Origin of the sequence: Microbacterium soli (assembly GCF_039539005.1) — a bacterium.
GTDB lineage: Bacteria > Actinomycetota > Actinomycetes > Actinomycetales > Microbacteriaceae > Microbacterium > Microbacterium soli.
On sequence record NZ_BAABCP010000001.1, the window covers coordinates 1,213,369 to 1,236,233 of the forward strand.

The window sequence follows — 22,865 nt, forward strand, 5'->3', positions numbered from 1 at the left end:
ACCATCGATAGGATGCCGGGTGTGCGCGGGACGCGCACCCGGAGTCCCTGACACGGGGTTCCACGCCGACCCCTGGGAAACCTGCTGATGACGACAGACACCACGACCGCACCCCGCCGACCCCTGGCGGGGCGGATCGGCCGCATCCTGTTCCTCGTCCTCGCGATGATCCTCGTCATCGCGACCGCCGCCGCCTTCTTCCTCGCCTGGACCATCCAGCGCTCGTTCCCGCAGACCTCCGGCGAGCTGTCCGCGCCGGGCCTCGACAAGAGCGTCACCGTGCAGCGCGACGCCCGCGGCGTCCCGACCGTCACGGCGTCCTCGACGGACGACCTGTTCTTCGCGCAGGGCTACATCCATGCGCAGGACCGCTTCTTCGAGATGGACTTCCGACGGCACGTGACCTCGGGCCGGGTGGCGGAGATGTTCGGCGAGTCGCAGGTCGCCACCGACGTCTTCCTGCGCACGCTCGGCTGGCGGGACGTCGCCGAGCAGGAGGTCGAGGCGCTCGACGACACCGACCGCGGCTACTACGAGGCGTACGCCGACGGCGTCAACGCCTACCTGGCGTCCCGCTCCGGCGCCGATCTCTCCCTGGAGTACGCGATCCTCGGCGTCCAGAACCCGGACTACGAGCCGGAGCCGTGGGCGCCGGCCGACTCGGTCGCCTGGCTGAAGGCGATGGCCTGGGATCTGCGCACCAACATCGACGACGAGACCGATCGCGCCCGCCTCGCGGCGGCGCTCGGAGACGCTGGGGAGACGGATGCCGACGCCCAGGCGCTCATCGAACGGGTCTACCCCGGGTATCCGTTCGACAAGCACCCCGTGATCGTCCCCCGCATCTCGGAGGTCGACCCCCTGCCCGAGGACGAGGCCGCGGATGCCGAGGAGTCCGACGACACCGCCGCACCCGCCGCCTACACGGGCGGCACGAGCGACGCGGACAGGGCCGCCTCGGCCGCCGCCGACGCGCTCACGACCGTCCGCTGGGAGCAGGCCGACAGCGTGATCGAGGCGGCGAGCATGCTGCTGGCCCCGCTGGGCGAGGGGATCGGCTCGAACTCCTGGGTCGTCTCCGGAGATCTCACCGAGAGCGGGCGGCCGCTGCTGGCCAACGACCCGCACCTGGGGGCTGCGCTGCCCTCCGTCTGGCACCAGATGCAGCTGCGATGCGCGCCCGTCAGCGACGCGTGCCCCTTCGACGTGGCGGGGTTCTCGTTCTCGGGGCTGCCCGGCATCGTCATCGGGCACAACGCCGACATCGCCTGGGGGTTCACGAACCTCACCACGGACGTCGCCGATCTGTACATCGAGAAGGTGCAGGGCGACCGGTACTGGCGCGACGGCGAGCTGCAGCCGCTCGAGCAGGAGCAGGACGTCATCCGCGTCGCCGGCGGCGAGGACGTGCCGATCACCATCCGCCGCACCGTGCACGGCCCGATCATCTCGGGACTGACCGACGACTTCACGGCGGTCGCGACGGAGCCCGTCGTCGGGCTCGGACAGGGCGCCGACCAGAGCATCCTCCCGCTCGCGGACGCCCCCGAGGTGCCGGACGGCGAGATCGCCGTCAGCCTGCGCTGGACCGCGCTGGATCCCGGGACGACGGCCGGCGCGATCTTCGCACTGGACACGGCGCGGGACTTCACGCAGTTCCGGCGGGCGGCATCCCTCTTCGACGTGCCCGCGCAGAACCTCATCTACGCGGATGCGGAGGGCAACATCGGCTACCAGGCGCCGGGCCGGCTGCCGATCCGCGGGGCGGGGGACGGCTGGCTGCCCCAGCCGGGCTGGGACAGCGCGTACGACTGGACGGGGTTCATCCCGTTCGAGGACCTGCCGGTCTCCTACAACCCCTCCGAGGGGTTCATCGTGACCGCCAACAACGCCATCGTCGACGACGAGTACGGGCACTTCCTCTCCCGCGACTGGGATTACGGCTACCGCGCCGCCCGCATCACCCACCTCATCGAGCGCAGGGCCGCCGCCGGGCCGTTGACCGTGCAGGACATGCAGGCCATCCAGCTGGATGAGGAGATGTGGATCGGCAAGCAGCTGGCCGCCGTGATGGTGGACGTGCCGGTCGAGCGGAAGGGGCCGAAGGCCGCCGTCGACCTGCTGCGCACGTGGGACGCCCAGAACGACGCCGACTCCCCCGCCGCGGCGTTCGCCAACGTGCTGTGGTCGAACCTCGTGCGCAACATCTTCACCGAGCGCGAGGTGCCCCTGCCCACCGGTGACCAGGGCCGGCTGTTCACCGTCGTGGGCGCCATGCTCGGCGACCCGTCGCACCCGCTGTGGACCAACGACCGACTGGCCGCGGACGGCAGGACGGGCATGCTCGCCCTGTCGGCGAACGAGGCCTACGACGAGCTGGCGAGTCTGCAGGGCCAGGACGTCACGCGCTGGAACTGGGGCGAGCTGCACGCCCTGACGCTGACGAGCGAGACGTTCGGGTCATCGGGCATCGCCCCGATCGAGATGCTCTTCAACCGCGGCCCCTACCCGGTCGGCGGCGGCTCCTCCGTCGTGAACGCCACCGGGTGGCGGCTGGGCCGCTCGTACGCGACGACGACGGTGCCGTCGATGCGGATGGTCGTCGACCTGTCCGACTTCGACGCCTCCACCTGGATCCACCTGACCGGGGCCAGTGGACACGCCTTCCACGAGCACTACACCGACCAGACCGAGGACTGGGCGACGGGCGTCCAGCAGCCCTGGCCGTTCACGCCCGACGCGGTCGCGGATGCCACCGTCGACACGCTCGTGCTGACACCGGGGTCCTGAGCCCCGGTCCGGCGTGGGGGCTCGCGTCGATCCGCCGCGCGCGCCACCGCCGCCCGGCCGCTACCCCGCGGCGGGCGGCGTGCGCTTGGACTCGGCGTACTCGTCGGCGACCAGCGCGTGCTGGTTGATGGTGCCGTTGCGGTAGGCCTGTCGACCCACCATGTGCGCCGACAGCGGTGCAGTGGCGAACTGCAGCAGGATCACGGGCGTCACGATCACGACCCCGAGGAGGATCCCGCCGACGGTGCGCTGCGCGACGGCGATGGCCAGGCAGATCAGCACGAGACCGAGCACCTGCGGCTTGGTCGCGGCATGCAGTCTGCCCGGCACGTCGCGGAAGTGCAGCAGGCCGACGGATGCCGACAGGCACAGGATCGCGCCGATCAGCACGAGAACCAGCACGACGGTGTCGGCCACCTGCTGCGGCAGCGCGAGCTCGAGGAAGGACATCATGGTGTCGGGTTGTCCCTTCTCGCCACGTAGCGGGCCACGGCGATCGAGCCGAACACGCCGACCGCCGCGATGATGAGCATGACCGGGATGTTGCTGGTGTGCCCGTTGATGGCCATGTCGGCGCCCAGCACGCACATCACCTCGGTCAGCAGCACGTCCGACGCGACGGTGCGGTCGAGGATCGACGGGCCCCGCACGATGCGGATCACGCACAGCACGGCGGCCACGCCGAAGACGACCATGATGGCGGCCATGAGCATGTCGTTCACGATCCCTCCCCTGCGACGGATGCCGTGGTCCGGGCGCGCTCGAGGGCCTCGTCGGCCTTCAGCGCGCGGTACTGCTCGGGCGTGCCGACCGCTCGCACGATGCGGCGCTCCCAGCGCAGCACCTCCTCGCGGAAGGCGTCCACGTCGGCCCTGCTGTGCATGCCGATCACGTGCAGGTACAGGATGCGGCGCTTGCGGTCGCTCTCCACGACGAGCGACCCGGGGATGAGCGAGGCCGTCACCGACACGTGCGTGGTGACGATGTCGTCGGCGTACCGCAGCGGCACGCCGACGATGGCGGCGCCGGGCTGACGGCGGAAGTCGAAGACCTGGACGGCGACGCTGACGGCGCCGGCCACCACGGCACCGAGGAACAGCACGACGAACACGAGGGCGTACCAGAGGTTCACCCTGCCGACCAGCTCCACGGTCGGCAGTCGGAACACGCGCGTCACGAAGATCGCGACGAGGATGCCGGTGACCAGCGCCAGCGGGGTGAACTGGTGCCACAGCAGCATCCACAGCACGGTCAGCCACAGCAGGAACGGCAGCTGCAGCAGGGTGTCGCGGAGCACGCCGCGCTTCGACTCGGGACTCATCCGGCCTCCTCGTCGATCTGCTGGAGCGTGACCGGCTGCAACAGCCCCGCACCGATCCGGTCGCACAGAGCGTACAGCGGACCGGCGAAGACCGTCAGAGCCAGGGTGACGGCGACCATGCCGCCGGTGGCGACGGTCATGATCGCCGGGATGCGGCGGGTCTCCTGCTGCACATCGGCGGCCGGCGCGCTGCCGAGGTAGCCGACCCGGCCCTCGATCTCGGCGAGGTCGTCGCCCTCCCGCCAGAACGCGAGGTTCCAGGCGCGCATGAGCGCGTACAGGGTGAGGAGGGAGGTGAGGATGCCGCCGAAGATCAGCACGATCATGATGGGCGTCCCGACGGCGGCGGCCGCCTCGAACAGGGCGATCTTGCCGATGAAGCCGGAGAACGGCGGCAGCCCGCCGAGGTTGATCGCCGGTACGAAGTACAGCACGGCCAGCAGCGGTGCGGCCTTCATGAGCCCGCTGACCCGGAGGATCGACGTGCTGCCGGCCCTGCGCTCGATGAGCCCGACGGCGAGGAACAACGTGGTCTGCACGACGATGTGGTGCACGATGTAGTACACCGTGGCGCCGATGGCCGCTTCCGTCGCGACCGCGAGGCCGAAGATCATGTAGCCGACGTGGCTGACCAGGGTGAAGGACAGGATGCGCTTGAGCTCGGCCTGCGCGACGGCGCCCAGCACGCCGATCACGAGCGTGGCCAGCGCGACGATCAGCAGCAGGGTGTCGATGCTGTTCGAGGCGAACAGCTGCGTCTCCGTGCGGATCAGCGCGTACACGCCGACCTTCGTCAGCAGGCCCGCGAACACCGCGGTCACCGGCGCCGGGGCGGTGGGGTACGAGTCCGGCAACCAGAACGACACGGGGAAGATCGCGGCCTTGATGCCGAACGCCACGACCAGCAGCAGGTGCAGCACCAGCTGCGTCTCCTGCGGCAGCTGGGCGACGCGCTCGGCGACCTGCGCCATGTTCACGGTGCCGACCGCGCCGTAGATCATCGCGATGGCGGCGAGGAAGAGGATGGACGACACCAGCGAGACGACGATGTAGACCGCTCCGGTGCGGATGCGGGATTCGGTGCTGCCGAGGGTGATGAGCACGTAGGAGGCGACGAGCAGGATCTCGAACCCGACGTACAGGTTGAACAGGTCGCCGGCGATGAACGCGTCGAAGATGCCAGCGGCGAGGATGAGATAGGTCGGGTTGAAGATCGAGGTCGGCGTCTCCTCCACGCCGTCCGCGACGCCCTGGCCGATCGAGAACAGCAGCACCGCCAGCAGCACGACACTGGAGATGAGCACGAGCAGGGCGGCGAACCGGTCGACGTACAGCACGATGCCGAACGGCACCGGCCAGCCTCCCACCGACACGGCGAAGGGCGCGCCTGCGGCGTCCACCGACGCCAGCAGCACGGCGGCGATGACGGAGACGCCCGCCAGCGTCAGGACCGTCACGCCCATCTGCAGTCGCGGGTTGCGTCCGAACACGAGCGTGGCGGCCGCACCCAGCAGCGGAAGCATGACGAGGAGGGGGACGAGTGCGCTCACGGGCGATCCTCCCCGTCATCGACGTTCCCCGCGGACTGCTCGTGCTCCGCGGACGGCTCCGGCTCCGCGGCCGTCTCGCGGAGGACGAGCGGTCGGTCGACGGGCGCGTCGTCGTGGATGGCGGCATGGTCGCGCATGTGCAGCACGGTGATCGGTGTGGTCGCGACGTCGATGAAGTCCGTCGTCGCCTCCTCCTCCTCCGGCGTGGACTCGTCGTCGATGATCTCGTCCTCGGCATCCGTGCGCTCGCGCAGCGCGATGTCGTCCTCGTCGTCCTCCACCGTGTCGGCCTGTCCGAGCTGCCACGAACGGTAGATGAGGGCCAGCAGGAAGGCCGAGACGGCGAAGGTGATGACGATGGCGGTGAGGGTCAGGGCCTGCGGCAACGGATCGCTGATCGCATCCTCCTCGCCGAAGAACGGCGCCTTGCCCGGCACCCCCATGACGATCAGCAGCAGCAGGTTCGTCGCGTTGCCCAGCAGCAGGAAGCCGATGAGCACGCGGGTCAGGCTGCGCTCCATCATCGCGTACACGCCGCACGCGAACAGCACCGCCATGATGATGATCAGGGTCAGCGACGCGTCCATCAGACACGCACCCCCCGCTTGCGCATCTCGACGGTCTGGCGGTCCACCTCGGCGCCGAGGCTGCGCAGCACGTCGAGCGCCAGACCGATGACCACGAGATACACGCCGATGTCGAAGACCGTCGAGGAGACGAACTCCACATGGCCGACGAGCGGGAGCGTCCCCTCCCACAGCGTGCTCTGCAGCGCCGTCATCCCGAACAGCACCGGCAGCAGGGCGGCCCCCACCGACAGCACCAGGCCGAACCCGAGCAGGCGGCCGGCGTCCGTGGGCGCGGCGGCGCCCAGCTCCCACCGGCCGCCGGCGATGTAGCGCATGACCAGCGCCATCCCCGCCACGAGCCCGCCGGCGAAACCGCCGCCGGGACCGTTGTGCCCGGCGAACAGCAGGAAGATCGACACGACGATGATCGTGTGGAACAGCACCCGCACGATGACCTCGAGGAGGATCGAGCGATCCTCCGCCTTCAACTGGGTGCCGCTGACGAGCCAGGCACGCGGAGCGCCGCGGTTCTCCGGGGTCTGGAAGCGCAGCCCCTCCGCGGTCTCCACCAGCGGACGACGCGCGGTCCGTCGGCGCTCGGTGGGCGGCAGATCGCGGGTCGCCGAGAGCAGGTCGGCGCGATGGGTGACGAAGACGAGGGAGGCCACACCGGTCGCCGCCAGCACGAGCACGCTGAGCTCGCCCATGGTGTCCCAGCCGCGCAGGTCGACCAGAGCCACATTGACGACGTTCCTGCCGTGCCCGAACTCGTACGCCAGCTGCGGGAAGTCCACGGAGATCGGATCGAAGATGCGGGCCTGCGTGGCGAGGATGGCGACGAGCGCCATCGTCACACCCACCCCGACCGCGAGGACCGCCCGCGGCAGGCGCCCCACGGATGCATTGTGCTCACCCAGCCTCGAGGGCAGCCGCCGCAGCACGAGGGCGAAGGTGACCATCGTCACCGTCTCGACGAGGATCTGGGTGAGCGCGAGGTCCGGCGCCCCGCTGGTCGCGAACAGCACGACCATGCCCAGGCCCGTCACCGACACCAGCACGACCCCCGTGTAGCGCTTGCGGGCGCGCACGGCCACGACGCCGGCGATGGCCATGATGGGCGCGACGACGAGCTGCGTGGGCGTGTGCCACGCGGACAGCTCCAGCTGGGCGGGGCGCGCACCGATGAGCGCCGTGGCCTCGGCGGCCAGCAGGACGACGAAGATCGTGCCGACGTACAGCGGCAGCGAACCGCGCTGGGTCAGGCTCGTGGTGAGCACGGAGAGCCGGTCGACGCCGCGCATGACGACGTAGTAGACGTCCGCAGCCGTATGGCGCAGCATCCGGGGCCAGCGATGCCAGCCGGAGCGGATGCTGAGCACGAACACGCCGATGCCCGCGGCGATGGCCGCCAGCGACAGCAGGAGCGCGGGCTCGAGCCCGTGCCACAGCGCGAGATGCCCGATCTCCTCGGGCCCGGGGTCGAGGGTCTGCGCGTAGCCCTGCAGCACGACGTCCACGGCCGGGGCGCCGATGCCCGCGGCGATGCTGAGGCCGGCGAGCACGATCGGCGAGGCGAGGAAGCCCACCGGGGGGTCGGGCCATTCCGTCTCCGGCATCCGTGCGCCGTGCAGGTCCTTCTTCCGCCAGAACGCGCCCCACAGGAAGCGGCATCCGTACGCCGCCGTGAGCACGGCGCCGGCGGTGACGCCGATGAGTGCGACCCACCCCCACATCGAGCCGTGCTGGGCGTCCTCCAGGAGCGCCGTGAGGGTGGACTCCTTCGCGACGTAGCCGATCGTCGGGGCGATGCCCATCATCGAGCCCGCGGCGATGAACGCGGCCGTCGCCATCACGGGCGCCTGTCTGCCGACTCCGGAGAGCTCGGTGAGGTCTCGCGTGGAGAGCTGACGGTCGATGACGCCGACGATGAGGAACAGCGCGGACTTGAACAGTGCGTGCGCGATCACCAGGGCGAGGCCGGCGAGCGCCGCGCCGGGGGTGCCGTAGCCGATCACGACCGAGAAGAAGCCCAGCTGGCTGACGGTGCCGAAGGCGAGGATGCGCTTGAGGTCCGTCTCCCGCAGCGCCTGGATGCCGCCGAGCAGCAGGGTGAGCACGCCGAGCCCGATGACGATGGGCCGCCACGGTGCGGACAGGGCGAAGATCGGCGCGAAGCGCGCGATGAGGTAGATGCCGGCCTTCACCATGGCCGCCGCGTGCAGGTAGGCGCTCACGGGGGTGGGCGCGGCCATGGCACCGGGCAGCCAGAAGTGGAAGGGGAAGACGGCGGACTTCGACACCGCGCCGATCAGAAGCATCACGACCGCGGCATCCACGACGGGTCCCGTCGGCGCCAGCTGCAGCAGCCCCCGAATGCTCGCGGTGCCGGCGTCGACGACGAGGAGGATCGCCCCGACGAACAGCACGAGCCCGCCCAGCGTCGTCACCAGCAGCGCCTGCAGTGCGGCACGACGGCTGGCCGCGCGGTGACGGTAGTGGCCGATGAGCAGGTAGGAGAGGATGCTCGTCACTTCCCAGAACATCACGAGCATGATGAGATCGTCGGTGAGCACCAGCCCGTACATGGCCCCGGCGAACCCCAGCAGCACACCCGCGAACTGGCCGACCTCGGCGGCGTCGTCGTAGAAGTACCACCGGCAGTACAGCAGCACGAGGGCGCCGACACCGGTGACGATGAGGGTGAGCACCCAGCCCAGCACGTCCATGCGCATCGACAGATGCAGACCCAGCTGCGGGATCCACTCCACGTCCTCGAACGGCACGGACCTCTGGCCCAGCACCGCGGGGGTCCGCAGGAGCGCGTCGATGAAGGCGGCGGCGGGCACGAGGGCGCCGATGAGGAATGCCCGTGCTCCGAGCCAGTGGACCAGAAGGGGGAAGAGCAGCGACCCGATCAGGAACACGGCGAGGAGCACTAGCATAAGCGGCTCCTCGGGCTCGTCAGGGCCTTCTGGCGCGGGCGGGCGGTTTCTCCCCAGTCTACCCGGCTCGATGCGGGGGCGCGGCGGCCGTCTCGCCCTCGCGGAAGGTGCATGTGAAGTGCACGGACTCGCCGGGCCCGCCCGCCAGCATCCGCGTGATCTGCTCCCCCGCCGCGCGGCCCTTGGCCACCGCGGGCTGCACGACGGTCGTCAGACGCAGCGATCCGAGCCCGTCCGCGGCGATGCCGTCGAACCCGACGACCGTCAGATCCTCCGGTACGCGCAGACCGCACTCCTCCGCCGCGCGGATGACGCCCACCGCGAGCAGGTCGCTCTGCGCGACGATCGCCGTCGGCCGGTCCGCGCGCACGCCGCCGTCGGCCTCCGTCAGCAGCGCACGCGCCGCGATCATGCCCTCATCCACCAGACTCGCCGATGCCGTCACACCGGGGGCGTCCGGATACACCTCGCGGAAGCCCGCCAGGCGGTCCAGGGTGACCTCCACGGTCGCGGCCGCCACCCGCTCGGCGGTCACGGCGCCGCGTCGGCGGTCGGCGTCCAGCGGGAGCGTCACAGTCGCCACGTCGACGTGCCCGAGGCGGGAGACGTGGCGGGAGATCGCGGCGCTGGCCTCACGGTTGTCGAGGGTGACCCGCGGGATCCCCTCACCGGCATCCCCCTCGATCATCACGACCGGGAGGCCACGCCGACGGACGATCTCCAGGGCCGAGGGGGTGCGCCCGGACCAGCCGATGAGCACCACCGCGTCGACGGGCGCCTCGGTGATCGGCGGCATCTCGTCGCCGCGCGGGTCGTCGCGCAGCAGGAGGATGCCGGTGCTGACGGAGGCCAGGGCGTCGGTCAGACCGTCCATCATGGCCGTGGTGACGGGGTCGAGGAAGGCGTGGCGCAGCTCTCCGCTGATCACCACGCCGACGATGCCGCTGCGCCCCAGGCGCAGCGAGGCCGCTCGCGGGTCGGGGCCGGCGTAGCCCAGCGATGCCGCGGCCGCCAGCACCCTGCGACGGGTGGCCTCGGCGACGTTGACCTTGCCGCTGAAGACCACCGACGCCGTCGACGTCGACACCCCGGCGGCGCGCGCGACGTCGGCGAGGGTCACGCGTCGGCCGGGGGTGCTCGTCATCCTCCGAGGATAACGTGGGCCGGACCGTACGGATCGAATCGATTCGATATACTCGTCGGATGGACACCGCGCTGACCCGATCCCAGTTCCTGCGCTGGCGCACGGCGATCTTCGCGATCTTCCTCGCCAGCGGGCTGTCGATCTCGACCTGGGCCTCCCGTGTGCCGAGCATCGCGGAGTCCCTCGACATCGACAAGGCCCAGGTCGGCCTCCTGCTGCTGAGCATGGGCATCGCGTCGATCATCGGCATCTCCACGGGACCCGCCGTCATGGCGCGCACCGGCGCACGGCTCGGGATGCTGCTGTCGATGGCATCGTTCGGTGTCGGCGTGGCCGTCATCGGCGTCGGCGCCGATGTCCTCGGCTCCATCCCCCTCGTCGTCCTGGGCCTCGTGCTGTTCGGATTCGGCAACGGTGCGGTCGACGTCATGATGAACGTCGAGGCGACCGCCATCGAGCAGCACATGGGCAGGACGATCCTCCCGGTGTTCCACGCGTTCTTCAGCTTCGGCACCGTGATCGGCGCGGGAGCGGGAGCCCTGGCCGCGAAGCTGTCGATGACCGTCGCCGCCCATGCGGGGATCATCAGCGTCATCATCATCCTGGGCGCGTTCGCGTGCTATCGGAACGTGCCCGTGCGGGAGGCCGCCCCCGCACCCGCCCCGGGCCCCGCGCCCCGTTGGACGCAGCGCATGCACACCGCCCTGGAGGCCTGGCGCGAACCGCGCACCTACGCGCTGGGCGTCGTCATGCTGGGGATGTCCTTCGCCGAGGGCGGCGCGAACGACTGGATCGCCCTCGGCGTGGTCGACGGGCACCACCTCGACGAGGGCATGGGCGCGGTCGCGCTGGCCGTGTTCTCGGTGGGCATGACCGCCGCGCGGCTGTTCGGCGGGCCCGTCGTCGACCGCTTCGGGCGGGTCGCGGTGCTGCGCGTGCTGGCGGCGGCCGCCGCATCCGGTCTGCTGCTGTTCATCCTCGGCACGTCCCTGCCGGTCGTGCTCGCCGGTGCCGCGCTGTGGGGCATCGGGGCGTCCCTCGGCTTCCCGATCGGCATGTCCGCCGCCGCCGACGACCCCGCCAAGGCCGCCGTGCGGGTGAGCGCCGCGGCGACCATCGGCTACATCGCCTTCCTCGGCGGACCTCCCGTGCTCGGCTTCGTCGCCAATCACATCGGCCTGCTGAACACGCTGTTCATCCTCGTCGTGCTGGTGCTGATGTCGGGCGTGTTCTCGGCGGCCGCGAAGCCGCTGCGCGTGGAGGAGAGGACCCCCGCCGCCTGAGGAGGTCAGGACCGCCGGCGCACGAGCGCGGCGGCATGCGAACGGCTGCGCGCGCCCAGCTTGGCGAGCACGTTCGACACGTGGGTCTTCACCGTCGGCACCGAGATGCCCAGCCGCTCGGCGAGCTGCGCGTTCGACCAGCCGTTCAGGATGCCGTCCAGAACCTCCCGCTCCCGCTCCGTCAGCCCCTGACCCGCCGCGTCGTACGATCGGCCGCCGTGCGCACCGTCGTCCCGAGCGCCGCGCCGCGCCGCAGCGAGCGCCCGTCGCGTGACCCGCGGGTCGAGCACCCCGTCGCCGGATGCCACCGTGCGCACCGCCCGTACCAGCGTGGCGGCGTCCGCCGTCTTCAACAGGAACCCCACAGCTCCCGCGGCGATCGCGCCGTGCACCAGCTCGTCCTCGTCGAAGCTGGTGAGCACGAGCACCTCGGCGAGCCCCTCGTCGACGATCTGCCTCGTCGCCGAGATGCCGTCCCTCCTCGGCATCCGCAGATCCATCAGCACGACATCGGGGTGCAGCGCCCGCGCGTTGCGCACCGCGACGTCGCCGTCGGCCGCCTCCCCCACGACCTGCACGCCGTGCGCCTCCAGCATGATCCGCAGCCCGGCCCGCACCGCACTGTGGTCGTCGGCGAGGAGCACGGTGACGGCGTCCTCGCCGGATCCGTCCTGCCCGGTGGCATCCGTCATGATCCCACCCTCCGCGGCAATGTCGCCGCCACCGACCAACCGCCGGGCCGCGGCCCGGCCCGGAAGTCGCCTCTCAACCGGCCGATGCCGTCGGCCAACGTCGCAAGCCCCGTCCCCGACCCCGTCAGCGCACGACGCGGACGGGCGGACCCGGCCGACGACTCGATGCTCACGGACACCGACTCGGCGTCCCCGGCCAGGCGCACCTCCACCTCGGCGCCGGGAGTGTGCCTGTTGCAGTTCGACAGCGCCTCACGGACGACGGCTGTCGCGGTGTCCTCGATCACGGCATCGACGTCGCCGGTGAGCTCGCTGACGTACCGCACCCGCAGCCCCGACTCCTTCCCGGCCTCGACGAGGGCGGGGACATCGGCCAGGCGCAGCGAAAGACTGAACCGGCCGTCGGTGTCGCGCAGCACCGAGATCATGGATCGCAGCGCCTCGTGCGCGTTCAGGCTCGCGTCCCGCACGGCACGCAGCGCCTCCCTGTCGCCGTCCCGATCCGGCGGGGTGGACAGCGCCGCCTCGGCCCGGATCGCGATCGCCGACACGTGCCCGGCGACGACGTCGTGCAGTTCCCGCGCCATCAGCTCGCGGTCATCTCGGATGGCCTCCCGCGCCCGGTCCGCCGCACGCGAGCTCTCCAGCTCCGCGACATCCTCCGCCCGTCCCACGGCGACCGCCCACCAGTAATCGGTGCCCAGCAGCGCCGCCAGGGTCAGCCCCATCAGGAACGTCACCCGGACATCCCCGGTGCGCGCCAAGGTGGCGGCCACGACCCCGACCGTGACGGCACCGATGCCCGCGCCGATGATCTCGCGTCGGCGGCGGGACCCGGAGCGCACCGCGTTCCACAGCACGTCCATGAGCACCAGTAGCGGGCCAAGGCCGCCCGCGGTGAGCAGGTCGCCGAGGAACAGCACCAGACCGCCGAGCAGTGCGACCATCGGCATCCGCTCCCGCAGCGCCATGAGCACGCAGCCGGGAAGTAGGAACGCCACGCTCCACCACCCGCTCACCGGTTCGGGCGTGACGCGGAGGAAGTCCCACATCCCGCTGAGTCCGATCAGCGGCGCGATCACACCCAGCAGCGCGACGCCGACGGCATCCCACACCGGCCGCGGCAGCAGGCGCAGGGCGCGGTCACGGATGCCGGCGAGCATGCCGGCGCGTTCCCCGCTCACGTGCATGCCTCCCATCGAAGCACAGCCCGCACGAACGGCATCCGCCGAAAGGATGAGCGCGGCGGCTCCGTCCTCGGTATGAACCCGGCGGATCCGCTCTCCGTCGTTCGTCCGATCCCGGAGGCGAGGCTCGGGCGGAGGCTGGAGGCATGGAGATGCTGCTCGACGGCCCGCTCGCCCTCGTCCTCGCCGGTCTGGCGCTGCTGGACGGCCTAAGCGTGGGCACGCTGCTCATCCCGCTGTTCCTGCTGCTCGCTCCCGGCCGGGTGCGGGTCGGGCGCATCCTGCTGTACCTCGCCTCCATCACCGTGTTCTATCTCGTCGTGGGCCTCCTGTTCCTGTGGGGGCTGGTCAACATCGTCGGCGTCGCGACGGACGTGCTCGACTCCACGCCGGGGACGTACGCCCGCCTCATCACCGGCGCGGCGATGCTCGTCGGCTCGTTCTTCATCCGGCCGTCGAAGGACCGGGCCGCCGCGCGCACCGGCGCCGCCACGGCGGCCGGCACGGAGCGGATCAGCGACGATCCTCCGTCCGCTCCGGCTCCCCCGCCGGGACGCCTGACGCGCTGGCGGGACCGGATGCTCGATCCCGCGACGACACCCGTCTCGGTCGTGGGCCTGGCCATCGCCGCCGGGCTCGTCGAGGTGGCGACCATGCTGCCCTACATCGTCGCGATGACAATGCTCGCCGATTCCGCGGTGAGCGCACCGCTGCGCATCGCCGCGCTGGTCGGATACTGCCTGGTGATGATCGCCCCGGCCCTGCTGCTCCTGGTTCTGCGCGTAGTCGCCCACCGGGCCGTGGAGCGGCCGCTGCGGCGGTTCGCGGCCTGGCTCGGCAAGGACAGCGCCGAGACGACGGCGTGGATCGTCGGCATCATCGGGTTCTTCATCGCGGGAGGCGCGCTCTCCGATCTCGGCGGACTGCAGGGCGTCCTCGGCGGCGCCCTCGGCGGGTAGGCTCGGCGTCGTGCGTCTCGTCATCGCCCGCTGCGCCGTGGACTACACCGGCCGGCTCAACGCCCATCTCCCCCTCGCCACGCGTCTGCTCGTGCACAAGGGCGACGGCAGTCTGCTCGTGCACTCCGACGGCGGCAGCTACAAGCCGTTGAACTGGATGAGCCCGCCGTGCTCGTTCGCCGCCGAGGAGCCCGGGGAGGAGGAGGCCGGTGCCGGGGTCACCGAGGTGTGGCGCGTCACGCACCGCAAGACCGGTGACGCGCTGCGCGTGCAGATCCACGAGATCCTGCACGACTCCCACCACGACCTCGGCATCGACCCAGGCCTGCAGAAGGACGGCGTGGAGGCCGATCTGCAGCGCCTGCTGGCCGAGCAGGTCGACCTGATCAGCGAGGGCGGCACGCTCGTGCGCCGCGAGTACCCGACCGCGATCGGTCCCGTCGACCTGATGATCCGGGATGCCTCCGGCGCGGCGATCGCGGTGGAGGTCAAGCGCCGCGGCGACATCGACGGCGTCGAGCAGCTGACCCGGTACCTGGAGCTGCTGGGGCGCGACCCGCACCTGGCACCCGTCACCGGCGTGTTCGCCGCGCAGGAGATCAAGCCGCAGGCGAGGGTGCTGGCCGAGGACCGCGGCATCCGCTGCGTCGTGCTCGACTACGACGACATGAAGGGCACGGCCTCGGGCGCTCCGCGCCTGTTCTAGCCCTTCGCCCGTTCTGCCTGGCGCCGTCATCCGAGATCGGCTCCTCCGCGCCTCCGCCTAGGCTGGAGACATGCCCTCCTCGCCTTACACCTGCATCCTCTGGGACGTGGACGGCACGATCGCCGATGCGTCCGCCGGCATCCTCCCCCGCCTCCGCCGGGTGTTCGCGTCCTACGGACTGCCCGAGCCGGATGCCGCGGAGCTCTCGCTGTGGATCGGGCCGCCCATGCACGAGTCCTTCCAGCGCCGCGCGGGCCTGACGTCGCAGCAGGCGCACGAGGCGGTCGACCGCTACCGTGAACTGGCCGCGGCCGACGGCTATGCCGCGGCGGTCACGATCTATCCCGGAGTGCCCGAGGTGCTGCGTGCGGTTCAGGCCACCGGCATCCCGCAGTCCACCGCCAGCACCAAGCCCGAGAACCAGGTGCGCGCGATCCTCGAGCACTACGGGCTCATCGACGTCTTCACCGCCGTGTCGGGAGCCCGACCGGTGCCCGAGGGCCGCACCGACGGCAAGTCGTTCGTGATCGGGCAGGCCATGGACCGGCTGCGCGCAGCGGGTGTCGACACCTCGCGTCCCGTCCTCATCGGTGATCGTCATCACGACGTGGACGGCGGCGCGGAGCACGGCATCCCCGTCATCTTCGTGGACTGGGGCTTCGGCGAGCCGCAGGAGGCCGACGGTGCGGCGCTGCGCGCCGCGGACCCCGAGAGCCTTCGCGCGTTGCTGTTGAATTGATCGCACGAACGCAGAACTCCTCATCGAACGCCGCATGCACGGCATCCGATGAGGAGTTCAGGCCCGCCTCAGAGCGGGCGGATGTTCTCAGCCTGCAGGCCCTTGGGGCCCTGCGCCACATCGAACTCGACGCGCTGGTTCTCGTCGAGGGAGCGGTAGCCGGAAGACTGGATTGCGGAGTAGTGCGCGAACACGTCGGCGCCTCCGTCGTCAGGGGAGATGAAGCCGAAGCCCTTCTCCGAGTTGAACCACTTGACCGTGCCCTGGGTGCTCATTTACTGCCGTTCTGCTTGTTGCGATGCCGACGCAGGATGCACCGACTGTCGCTAACGCTATCCCAGTGGGCCCCTCGGGCAACAGGCGGGGGCAGAAGGTGATCTAAATGTTGCAAGACGGACCACCCCCGGGGGGAAGAAGTTGGCCCTCACCGCGGGGGGAGCGATGAGGGCCTAAGACGACCGGAGGGTGCGTCAGCCTTCAGCATACACGCGTCGAGCCCTATTTGTCCCCCATTTGGGGGACAAATTTCTCGTCGGCCCGGCCACCCGCTTCCCATCGAGGGGAGAAGCCACCGATTCGCTCCTCCGCACGCCCCATCCTAGGCTCGGGGGATGGACTCATCGCGGACGACGACACGGGCGGGCACTCTCCGCGGCGTCCTTCTGCTCCTCACCGGTGTGGCCCTCGCGCTGTGGGTCGTCCTCGGGCGGTTCCTGTTCGGCATCGGCGGCGACCTGACACTCCCTTATCTGGCACTCGGCGTGCCCGTCGCCGTGCTCTTCGTCTTCATCGGGCGCGCGCACGACCGCATTCTCGCCCGCGGGTTCACGACGCGCCCTGCGACGTGGGGCGCGCTCGTCGCGGCCTGGGGGTCCGGTGTCCTCCTCGGCCTCACGCTGCCCGACACCACCCCGGACGGGATGCAGACCATCCTCAGCGGCGCCCGGCAGCCCTGGCTCGACGTCGCGATCGGGATCGCGAACCCGGCTGCCACCATCATGATCGCCTTCACGATCATCGCCCTGGTGCTGGCCGTTCAGGACGCCCGCGGACCGCGCCCCGTGGAGGACCACTGAGCCCGGCCGCGGTCTCCGGCCGGGACGCCGCCGCGAACGCGCGGAAAAGCCTCCCCCGCACGGAGTCGTCGCCGTGCGGGGGAGGCTCAGGGTGCTACGGACGGAACGTCTCGATCATGTCGCTGTAGTTCTCCGTGAGCGGGATGACGACGATCTCGTCGATCCCCGTGTCGTGCCACTTGCGCATCTGCTCGCGGCACTCGTCCGGCGTGCCGGCGACCAGCTGGCGCAGCGCGATGTCCTCGGTGACCAGCTCGGTCGCCTCGTCGAGCGCCTCCGGGCGAGCCGGCCAGCCGCCGACGACCCGGCGCACCTCGGCGAGGAAGTCCTCGGGAAGACCGCTGGCCTTGCCGATGTGCGGCTGCTGCCCCAGGTACATCGCGAGCAGGCGGCGTGCGGTCAGTCGTGCACGGTCCCCGTCCTCGTCGAGCGCGACGTTCACGTAGGCGGGAAGCGCGACCGACTTCGGATCGCGGCCCGCGCGCTCCGCACCGATGCGCACGCGCTCGACCCCGGCACGCACATAGTCGGGCGTGAGGAGGCCGTTGATCAGCGCGCCGTCGCAGATCTCGCCGGCGAGCTCGGTCATCTTCGGTCCGGTCGGTCCCAGATAGATCGGGACGTTCTGCGGGACCCGCGGATCGCCGTGTCCGAGGTCGAGGGTCAGGTCATCGACGGTGATGAAGTCGCTGTGGAAGCTGACGTGCTCCTCGAGATCGAGCAGACGGCGCACGACGCCGACGTACTCTCGCATCTGCGTGAGCGGCTTCGACCGGGCGATGCCCTGCTTCGCCGCCAGCGGGTCCCAGTACGCGCCGAGGCCGAGGATGATGCGGTCGGGCGCGAGGTTGTTGAGCGTCGCGAACGTCATCGCCATGAGCGCCGGGTTGCGGTTCCAACTGTTGACGACGCCGGAGCCGATCTGGATCCGCTCGGTGGTGGCCGCGATGGCGCCCATCACCGAGATGGCGTCGCGGGCGAGCCGCGTCTCGCAGACCCAGATCGAGGAGTAGCCCGCCTGCTCCGCCTCCTGGGCGAGAGCGATCTGCTCGCGGACCGAGGGCCTGTCGAGGACGCCGAATCCGTACTTCATGCGCGTCCCTCCCCTTCGGATCGGATGCCGGATGCCGGGCTCTCGCCGGTCGGACTGCTGGTTCGTCTCACGGTGCCTCCTCGCTGTGTGCGGTTCCCCTCCAGGCTGGTCGCGTGGCCGATCGATGTCCAATACCCAATCGGTCCCTCATTCAGAGCGAACGCTACATAGTGGTGGGGATCTCCGGCGTCGGCAGCACACCCTCTGCGATCCGCAGCACCTTCTCGAGCGCCGCGGAGTGATTGTTGGCGCGCCAGGCGAGGGCCGTGTGCAGCACGCGCCGGGGGCCGGCGAGTGGGCGGTACACGAGGCCCGGACTCGTCACGTGCGTCACCGAGGACGGCACGAGCGTCACCCCGGCACCGGCGGCGACCAGAGCGAGGATCGTGTAGGTGTCGGGAGCCTCCTGCGTGATCTGCGGGCCGAAACCGCTCTCCACACAGGCGTGCACGAGCGCGTCCCGCACGGCGGAGCTCACGGTCCCGGGGAAGGTGATGAACGGCTCCTCGGCGAGATCGGACAGTGTGATGCGCTCCTGTTCGGCGAGGCGGTGATGCGCGGGCAGCGCGACGAGAATCTCCTCCTCCTCGATGATGCGGTGCGCGACCCCGTCGCGATTCAACGGAAGCCGCACGAAGGCCAGGTCGAGCTCCCCGTCCACGACTCCGCCGAGCGCGTCGTTCGCGTAGTCGCGCTTGGCGAACACCAGACGGAGCCCGGGATGCTGGCGGCGGATCGCCGCCGTCAGCCTCGGCAGATGCTGATGACTGGACGCTCCGGAGAAGCCGAGCACGATCCTGCCGAGCTCACCGCGGCCACCCGAGCGCGCCGCGCCGATGGCTATCTCGAGGTCCTCGAGGACCTTCCGAGCCGGATCGAGCATGGCCTCTCCGGCTTCGGTGAGAAGCACTGCGCGGGTCGTGCGCTCGAACAGCTGGACGTGCAGTTCGCTCTCGAGCTGTCGGATCCGCTGGCTGAGCGGCGGCTGCGCCATGTGGAGGCGAGCCGCCGCTCGGCCGAAGTGCAGCTCCTCCGCGACGGCCACGAAGGCGACGATGTGACGCAGCTCCATGCCGTGATTGTACGCAAGAGGTCTCAATGCACGATCAACCTATTCTGGGACTCTCTGAATCCCGTGATCACGAGGCCGCCAGGGTGTACCCCTCCTCCGCCGCGCTCTCGTGGGACGCCGCCCGGCGCAGCAGCTGCTGGCCGACGATGCAGCCGGTCAGCGACGAGACGCCGATGATGGTCAGCAGCAGCGCGATCCCCCAGGAGCTTCCTCCGGAGGCTCCGATCATGGCGACGCCGACGGCCGGCATGAAGCCGCCCACCAGGCCGCCGATGTTGTAGGTGACGGCGAGACCGCTGTACCGGGTCGCGTCGGTGTAGAAGCTGCCCAGGATCACGCCCACGATGCCGAAAGGCGAGGTGACCAGGCCGATGCCGATGACGATGCCGAGCACGACCAGCGCCGGCTGGCGGGTGTCGACGAGGGCGAAGACCGGGAAGGCGCAGGCGGCGGCGAGGAAGGCCGCGACCATGAAGACCCGTGGCGCTCCGAACCTGTCGCCCGCCCAGGAGTAGATCATGATCATGACCATCTCGACGACGGTTCCGACGAGGATGGCGTTGAGCACCAGGCTGCGCGGCATCTCGAGCGTCTCGGTGCCGTAGTTCGTCATGAACGTGGTGACCACGTAGAAGCCGCTGACGCTGAGCTGCACCATGAAGAAGCCCGCGATGACGCGGCCCCAGGAGGTCTTCAGCAGAGTCGCGAACGGGAGCTTGGCCAGACGGTCGGCACGGGCGGCCTTCTCGAACAGCGGGGACTCCGCGATGCCCAGGCGCATGTAGAGCCCGATCGCGAGCAGCACGAACGACAGCAGGAACGGGATGCGCCAGCCCCAGGCCAGGAACGCCTCGTCCGACAGCAGACCGAAGAGGTTGAACAGCCCCGTCGACAGCAGCGTGCCGAGTGGGGCGCCCTGCTGCACGAACATCTGGTACCGCGTGCGGCGGTCCGCCGGGGCGTGCTCGAGCACCAGCGTCGTCGCACCGCCCCACTCGCCGCCGAGGCAGAACCCCTGCACCAGACGCAGCAGCAGGAGCAGGAGCGGCGCGGCGACGCCGATGAGGTCGTAGGTCGGAAGCAGACCGATCAGACCCGTCGAACCGCCCATCACGGTCATCGTGATGATGAGGGTGAACCGACGACCCCGCTTGTCACCGAGGTGACCGAAGAAGATCGCCCCGAGCGGGCGGGCCATGAACCCGGCCGCGAAGGTGAGGAACGCCGCGAGCGTGCCCAGGGCGGGCGGCATGTTCGAGAAGAACACCTCGTTGAACACCAGGGCGGCAGCGGTGCCGTACGCGAAGTAGTCGAACCACTCCAGCGCCGTCCCCGCCGTCGATGAGGCGATGACGCGTCGGATCATCCCCGGCGACGCCTGCTCCCCCACCTCCAGGTCACTCTTGTTCACTGCATTCATTGCCTAACTCCTTCGTCGTGCTATGAAAGTCCATCGCGCTGCAAACGCAAAACGGGACGACCCTCAGCGGTGATAGATGTCGAGGCCCGCGCGCAGGCGCTCGACGAGGTCCCGGATCTCGTCCGGGGTGATGACCAGCGGGGGTGCGACCATCACGGTCAGGATGCGGCTCTCCCCCGAGTGGTACGGGGTGGCCGGGTACAGGATCAGCCCGGCCTCCCGCAGCGCCCCGAGCAGGTCGCCCATCCTGTGTGCTGCCGCCCCGTCACGGGCGACGACATCGATGGCGTTCATCAGGCCGATGCCCCGCACCGCGGTGATCACCTCGGGCCGCCGGAGCTGCTCGCCCCGGAGGAGAGCACGCAGCTCGGCACCCCGCTGATCCGCCTCGGCGAGGAACTCCGGGTCGAGGGTGATCCGCGAGGCGGCCAGTCCGACCGCGCTCGCGATCGGCGTGTTCATGTAGGTGTGCCCGAGGCCCACCCCGCCGGCGCCGGCGAGCCGGTCGGCGATCGCCGGACGCGCGATGACCCCGGCCAGGGCGCCGTAGCCTCCGCTGACCCCCTTGCCGAAGGTCAGGATGTCGGGCTCGAGGCCGAAATGCTCGCACGCGAACGCCCGTCCGGTCCGACCGAATCCGGTCATGACCTCGTCGACGATGAGCAGCGCACCCGCCTCGGCGCACCGGCGGCGCACGCGCTCGATGTACGCGTTCGACGGCACGATGGCACCGCCTGCGGCTCCGCTGACGACCTCGAGCATCACCGCGGCCAGCGCTCCGTCCGCGACGACGTCGAAGGCGGCGTCGACGCGGCGCAGCAGGTCCGCCTCGTCGTCGTCGGTCAGCTCGGGGGCCGGCGCGGGCATGCGCGCCAGCTCCAGCAGATAGCGCTCCATGCCCTCGCGGCGCTCGGCCAGCCCGGTGAGAGAGAGCGCACCGAGCGTGGCCCCGTGGTAGCTCCGGTCACGGGCGAGCACGACCGTGCGGCCCTGCTCGCCCCGTGCCGCCCAGTAGCGGGCGGCCAGGCTCAGCGCCAGCTCGTTGGCGTCGGACCCGCTGCTGACGAACAGGCACCGCTCGAGGTCGCCGGGGGCGGCATCCGCGATGAGCGCGGCCAGCTCCTCCGTCGGACCGTTGCGGAACTGGGTGCGGTGCGCGAAGGCGATGGCCTCCGCCTGTGCGGCCAGGGCCGCGGCGATGTCCTTCCTGCCGTGCCCGAGATTCGCGGCGAGCGCTCCCGAGCTGCCGTCGAGGAAGCGACGCCCGTCGAGGCTCTCGATGTACACGCCGTCGCCGGAGACCGCGTAGGGGAGATCGGCCGCATGCGCGCCCGCACCGAGCAGGTGCTCGGTGGTGGTCGGAGGCGTGACGACCGCTGCCGCCTCGCTCATTCTGCGGCCTTGGGCGCGGCCAGGGAGGCGTACATCTCCGGCCGGCGAGCGCCGAAGAAGTTCATGGCGCCGCCGCGCACGCTGTCGCAGAACTCGGGGTCGACGTCCGCGTAGGCGATCTCCTCACCGTCGCCGCACTCGACGAGCACCTGCCCGCGCGGGTCGAACACGACGGACTGGCCGGGGTAGCGCGAGCCGGGCACGACGCCGTCGCCGAGCACGGGGCCCACCTTGTTGACGCCCGCGACGTAGATGCTGTTCTGGAACGCGTACACCTGGAGCTCGGAGCGCCAGATCTCGCGGATGATCGAGTCGCGGTAGGACGCGGTGGGCACGAACAGCATCTGCGCGCCCTGCAGCGCGTACGCACGGCCGCACTCCGGGAAGTGCCGGTCGTAGCAGATGACGGACCCGGTCGAGATCCCCGCGATGGGGTCGGGGAGCACGAAGCCGGTGTCGCCGCCGGAGAAGTAGAACCCCTCGTCGGCGCCCTTCTGCCCGTTCGTGTCGCCGAGCACGGGGATGTGGGTCTTGCGGTACTTGCCGGTGATGCCGCGTTCGGGGTCGAGGTAGACCACGGTGTTGTACCGGGTGTCGCCGTCGAGCTCGTACAGCGGGAGCAGCACGGCGGCGCCGGTGCGGCGCACGGCGTCGAGCAGGGCGTCCGTCGACGGGCCGGGGACGGTCTCGGCGAGCGCGAAGTGGTCGGTGTCGCCGTCGTCGTAGCAGAAGTAGTCGGTGGTGGCCAGTTCGTGGAAGAGGACGAGCTTGGCGCCGTTGGCCGCGGCTTCTTCGACGATCGACACCATCTTCGCGCGGTTCGCCTCAACGGCGGCGGTGCTCTCGAACTGGGCGATGGCAATGCGGGTGGAAGGCACTCTGACTCCTGTCTCGGTGGTGCCGAGAGGATGCTCGGCGACGACGGGCTGT

The 22,865-nt window shown here is 70.6% G+C and carries 21 protein-coding genes; 6 read left to right on the plus strand and 15 right to left on the minus strand.

Annotated features, from left to right (window positions below; genetic code table 11):
• Positions 1–87: 87 nt before the first annotated feature.
• Complete coding sequence (locus ABD770_RS05615; RefSeq protein ID WP_344818543.1) at positions 88–2,790, plus strand: penicillin acylase family protein; 2,703 nt, start codon at positions 88–90, stop codon at positions 2,788–2,790.
• Positions 2,791–2,850: 60 nt separating this feature from the next.
• On the opposite strand, the gene mnhG is transcribed toward ABD770_RS05615, so the two are convergent.
• Genes mnhG through ABD770_RS05650 form a run of 7 tightly spaced genes read right to left on the minus strand, consistent with a single transcriptional unit; the run spans position 2,851 to position 10,316 of the window.
• Entirely contained in the window at positions 2,851–3,240 is a 390-nt protein-coding gene (gene mnhG, locus ABD770_RS05620; protein ID WP_344819869.1) for a monovalent cation/H(+) antiporter subunit G, read from the minus strand.
• Positions 3,240–3,503, minus strand: a complete 264-nt coding sequence (locus ABD770_RS05625) for an MrpF/PhaF family protein (protein WP_344819870.1) — start codon at positions 3,501–3,503, stop codon at positions 3,240–3,242. Before ABD770_RS05625 ends, mnhG begins: the two co-directional genes overlap by 1 nt.
• Positions 3,504–3,508: 5 nt before the next feature.
• Positions 3,509–4,111: a Na+/H+ antiporter subunit E gene (locus ABD770_RS05630; RefSeq protein WP_344818544.1), complete on the minus strand. Its 603-nt coding sequence runs from the start codon at positions 4,109–4,111 to the stop codon at positions 3,509–3,511.
• Positions 4,108–5,661 carry a Na+/H+ antiporter subunit D gene (locus tag ABD770_RS05635; protein ID WP_344818545.1) on the minus strand — a complete coding sequence of 518 codons (1,554 nt, stop codon included), beginning with the start codon at positions 5,659–5,661 and terminating at the stop codon, positions 4,108–4,110. The genes ABD770_RS05630 and ABD770_RS05635 overlap by 4 nt, the downstream gene beginning before the upstream one ends.
• Positions 5,658–6,248 (minus strand): Na(+)/H(+) antiporter subunit C, encoded by a 591-nt coding sequence (locus ABD770_RS05640; RefSeq protein ID WP_344818547.1) that lies wholly within the window; start codon positions 6,246–6,248, stop codon positions 5,658–5,660. The genes ABD770_RS05635 and ABD770_RS05640 overlap by 4 nt, the downstream gene beginning before the upstream one ends.
• Positions 6,248–9,172 carry a Na+/H+ antiporter subunit A gene (locus ABD770_RS05645; RefSeq protein WP_344818548.1) on the minus strand — a complete coding sequence of 975 codons (2,925 nt, stop codon included), beginning with the start codon at positions 9,170–9,172 and terminating at the stop codon, positions 6,248–6,250. The genes ABD770_RS05640 and ABD770_RS05645 overlap by 1 nt, the downstream gene beginning before the upstream one ends.
• A gap of 58 nt (positions 9,173–9,230) precedes the next feature.
• Positions 9,231–10,316 (minus strand): LacI family DNA-binding transcriptional regulator, encoded by a 1,086-nt coding sequence (locus ABD770_RS05650; RefSeq protein WP_344818549.1) that lies wholly within the window; start codon positions 10,314–10,316, stop codon positions 9,231–9,233.
• Positions 10,317–10,375: 59 nt separating this feature from the next.
• Here ABD770_RS05650 and ABD770_RS05655 point away from each other — a divergent pair, with 59 nt between their 5' ends.
• Entirely contained in the window at positions 10,376–11,599 is a 1,224-nt protein-coding gene (locus ABD770_RS05655) for an MFS transporter (protein WP_344818551.1), read from the plus strand.
• A gap of 5 nt (positions 11,600–11,604) precedes the next feature.
• Here ABD770_RS05655 and ABD770_RS05660 read toward each other — a convergent pair whose 3' ends face one another.
• Together ABD770_RS05660 and ABD770_RS05665 are read right to left on the minus strand one after the other, a co-directional pair.
• Entirely contained in the window at positions 11,605–12,291 is a 687-nt protein-coding gene (locus tag ABD770_RS05660) for a response regulator transcription factor (RefSeq protein ID WP_344818552.1), read from the minus strand.
• On the minus strand, positions 12,288–13,475 hold the full coding sequence (locus ABD770_RS05665) for a sensor histidine kinase (protein WP_344818553.1): 1,188 nt from the start codon (positions 13,473–13,475) through the stop codon (positions 12,288–12,290). The genes ABD770_RS05660 and ABD770_RS05665 overlap by 4 nt, the downstream gene beginning before the upstream one ends.
• Before the next feature lie 149 nt (positions 13,476–13,624).
• On the opposite strand from ABD770_RS05665, the gene ABD770_RS05670 reads away from it, so the two are divergent.
• From ABD770_RS05670 to ABD770_RS05680, 3 genes are all read left to right on the plus strand, one after another.
• Positions 13,625–14,437 (plus strand): GAP family protein, encoded by an 813-nt coding sequence (locus ABD770_RS05670; RefSeq protein WP_344818554.1) that lies wholly within the window; start codon positions 13,625–13,627, stop codon positions 14,435–14,437.
• 10 nt (positions 14,438–14,447) lie between these two features.
• A complete protein-coding gene (gene nucS, locus ABD770_RS05675; protein WP_344818555.1) occupies positions 14,448–15,143 on the plus strand; it encodes an endonuclease NucS in 696 nt (231 codons plus the stop codon).
• A gap of 70 nt (positions 15,144–15,213) precedes the next feature.
• On the plus strand, positions 15,214–15,882 hold the full coding sequence (locus tag ABD770_RS05680; protein ID WP_344818556.1) for an HAD hydrolase-like protein: 669 nt from the start codon (positions 15,214–15,216) through the stop codon (positions 15,880–15,882).
• A 68-nt stretch (positions 15,883–15,950) separates the two neighbouring features.
• Here the strand turns inward: ABD770_RS05680 and ABD770_RS05685 are convergent, their stop codons facing one another.
• The gene (locus ABD770_RS05685; protein WP_136034351.1) at positions 15,951–16,157 is read right to left on the minus strand and encodes a cold-shock protein; all 207 of its coding nucleotides are present in this window, start codon (positions 16,155–16,157) and stop codon (positions 15,951–15,953) included.
• Positions 16,158–16,493: 336 nt separating this feature from the next.
• On the opposite strand from ABD770_RS05685, the gene ABD770_RS05690 reads away from it, so the two are divergent.
• Positions 16,494–16,958: a hypothetical protein gene (locus tag ABD770_RS05690; protein WP_344818557.1), complete on the plus strand. Its 465-nt coding sequence runs from the start codon at positions 16,494–16,496 to the stop codon at positions 16,956–16,958.
• 94 nt (positions 16,959–17,052) lie between these two features.
• Here ABD770_RS05690 and ABD770_RS05695 read toward each other — a convergent pair whose 3' ends face one another.
• From ABD770_RS05695 to ABD770_RS05715, 5 genes are all read right to left on the minus strand, one after another.
• The gene (locus ABD770_RS05695; protein ID WP_344818559.1) at positions 17,053–18,183 is read right to left on the minus strand and encodes an LLM class flavin-dependent oxidoreductase; all 1,131 of its coding nucleotides are present in this window, start codon (positions 18,181–18,183) and stop codon (positions 17,053–17,055) included.
• 31 nt (positions 18,184–18,214) lie between these two features.
• Complete coding sequence (locus ABD770_RS05700) at positions 18,215–19,123, minus strand: LysR family transcriptional regulator (protein ID WP_344818560.1); 909 nt, start codon at positions 19,121–19,123, stop codon at positions 18,215–18,217.
• Positions 19,124–19,190: 67 nt separating this feature from the next.
• Positions 19,191–20,543 (minus strand): MFS transporter, encoded by a 1,353-nt coding sequence (locus ABD770_RS05705; RefSeq protein ID WP_344818561.1) that lies wholly within the window; start codon positions 20,541–20,543, stop codon positions 19,191–19,193.
• A gap of 63 nt (positions 20,544–20,606) precedes the next feature.
• A complete protein-coding gene (locus ABD770_RS05710; RefSeq protein WP_344818563.1) occupies positions 20,607–21,935 on the minus strand; it encodes an aminotransferase family protein in 1,329 nt (442 codons plus the stop codon).
• Entirely contained in the window at positions 21,932–22,813 is an 882-nt protein-coding gene (locus ABD770_RS05715; protein WP_344818564.1) for a carbon-nitrogen hydrolase family protein, read from the minus strand. The genes ABD770_RS05710 and ABD770_RS05715 overlap by 4 nt, the downstream gene beginning before the upstream one ends.
• Positions 22,814–22,865: the final 52 nt, after the last annotated feature.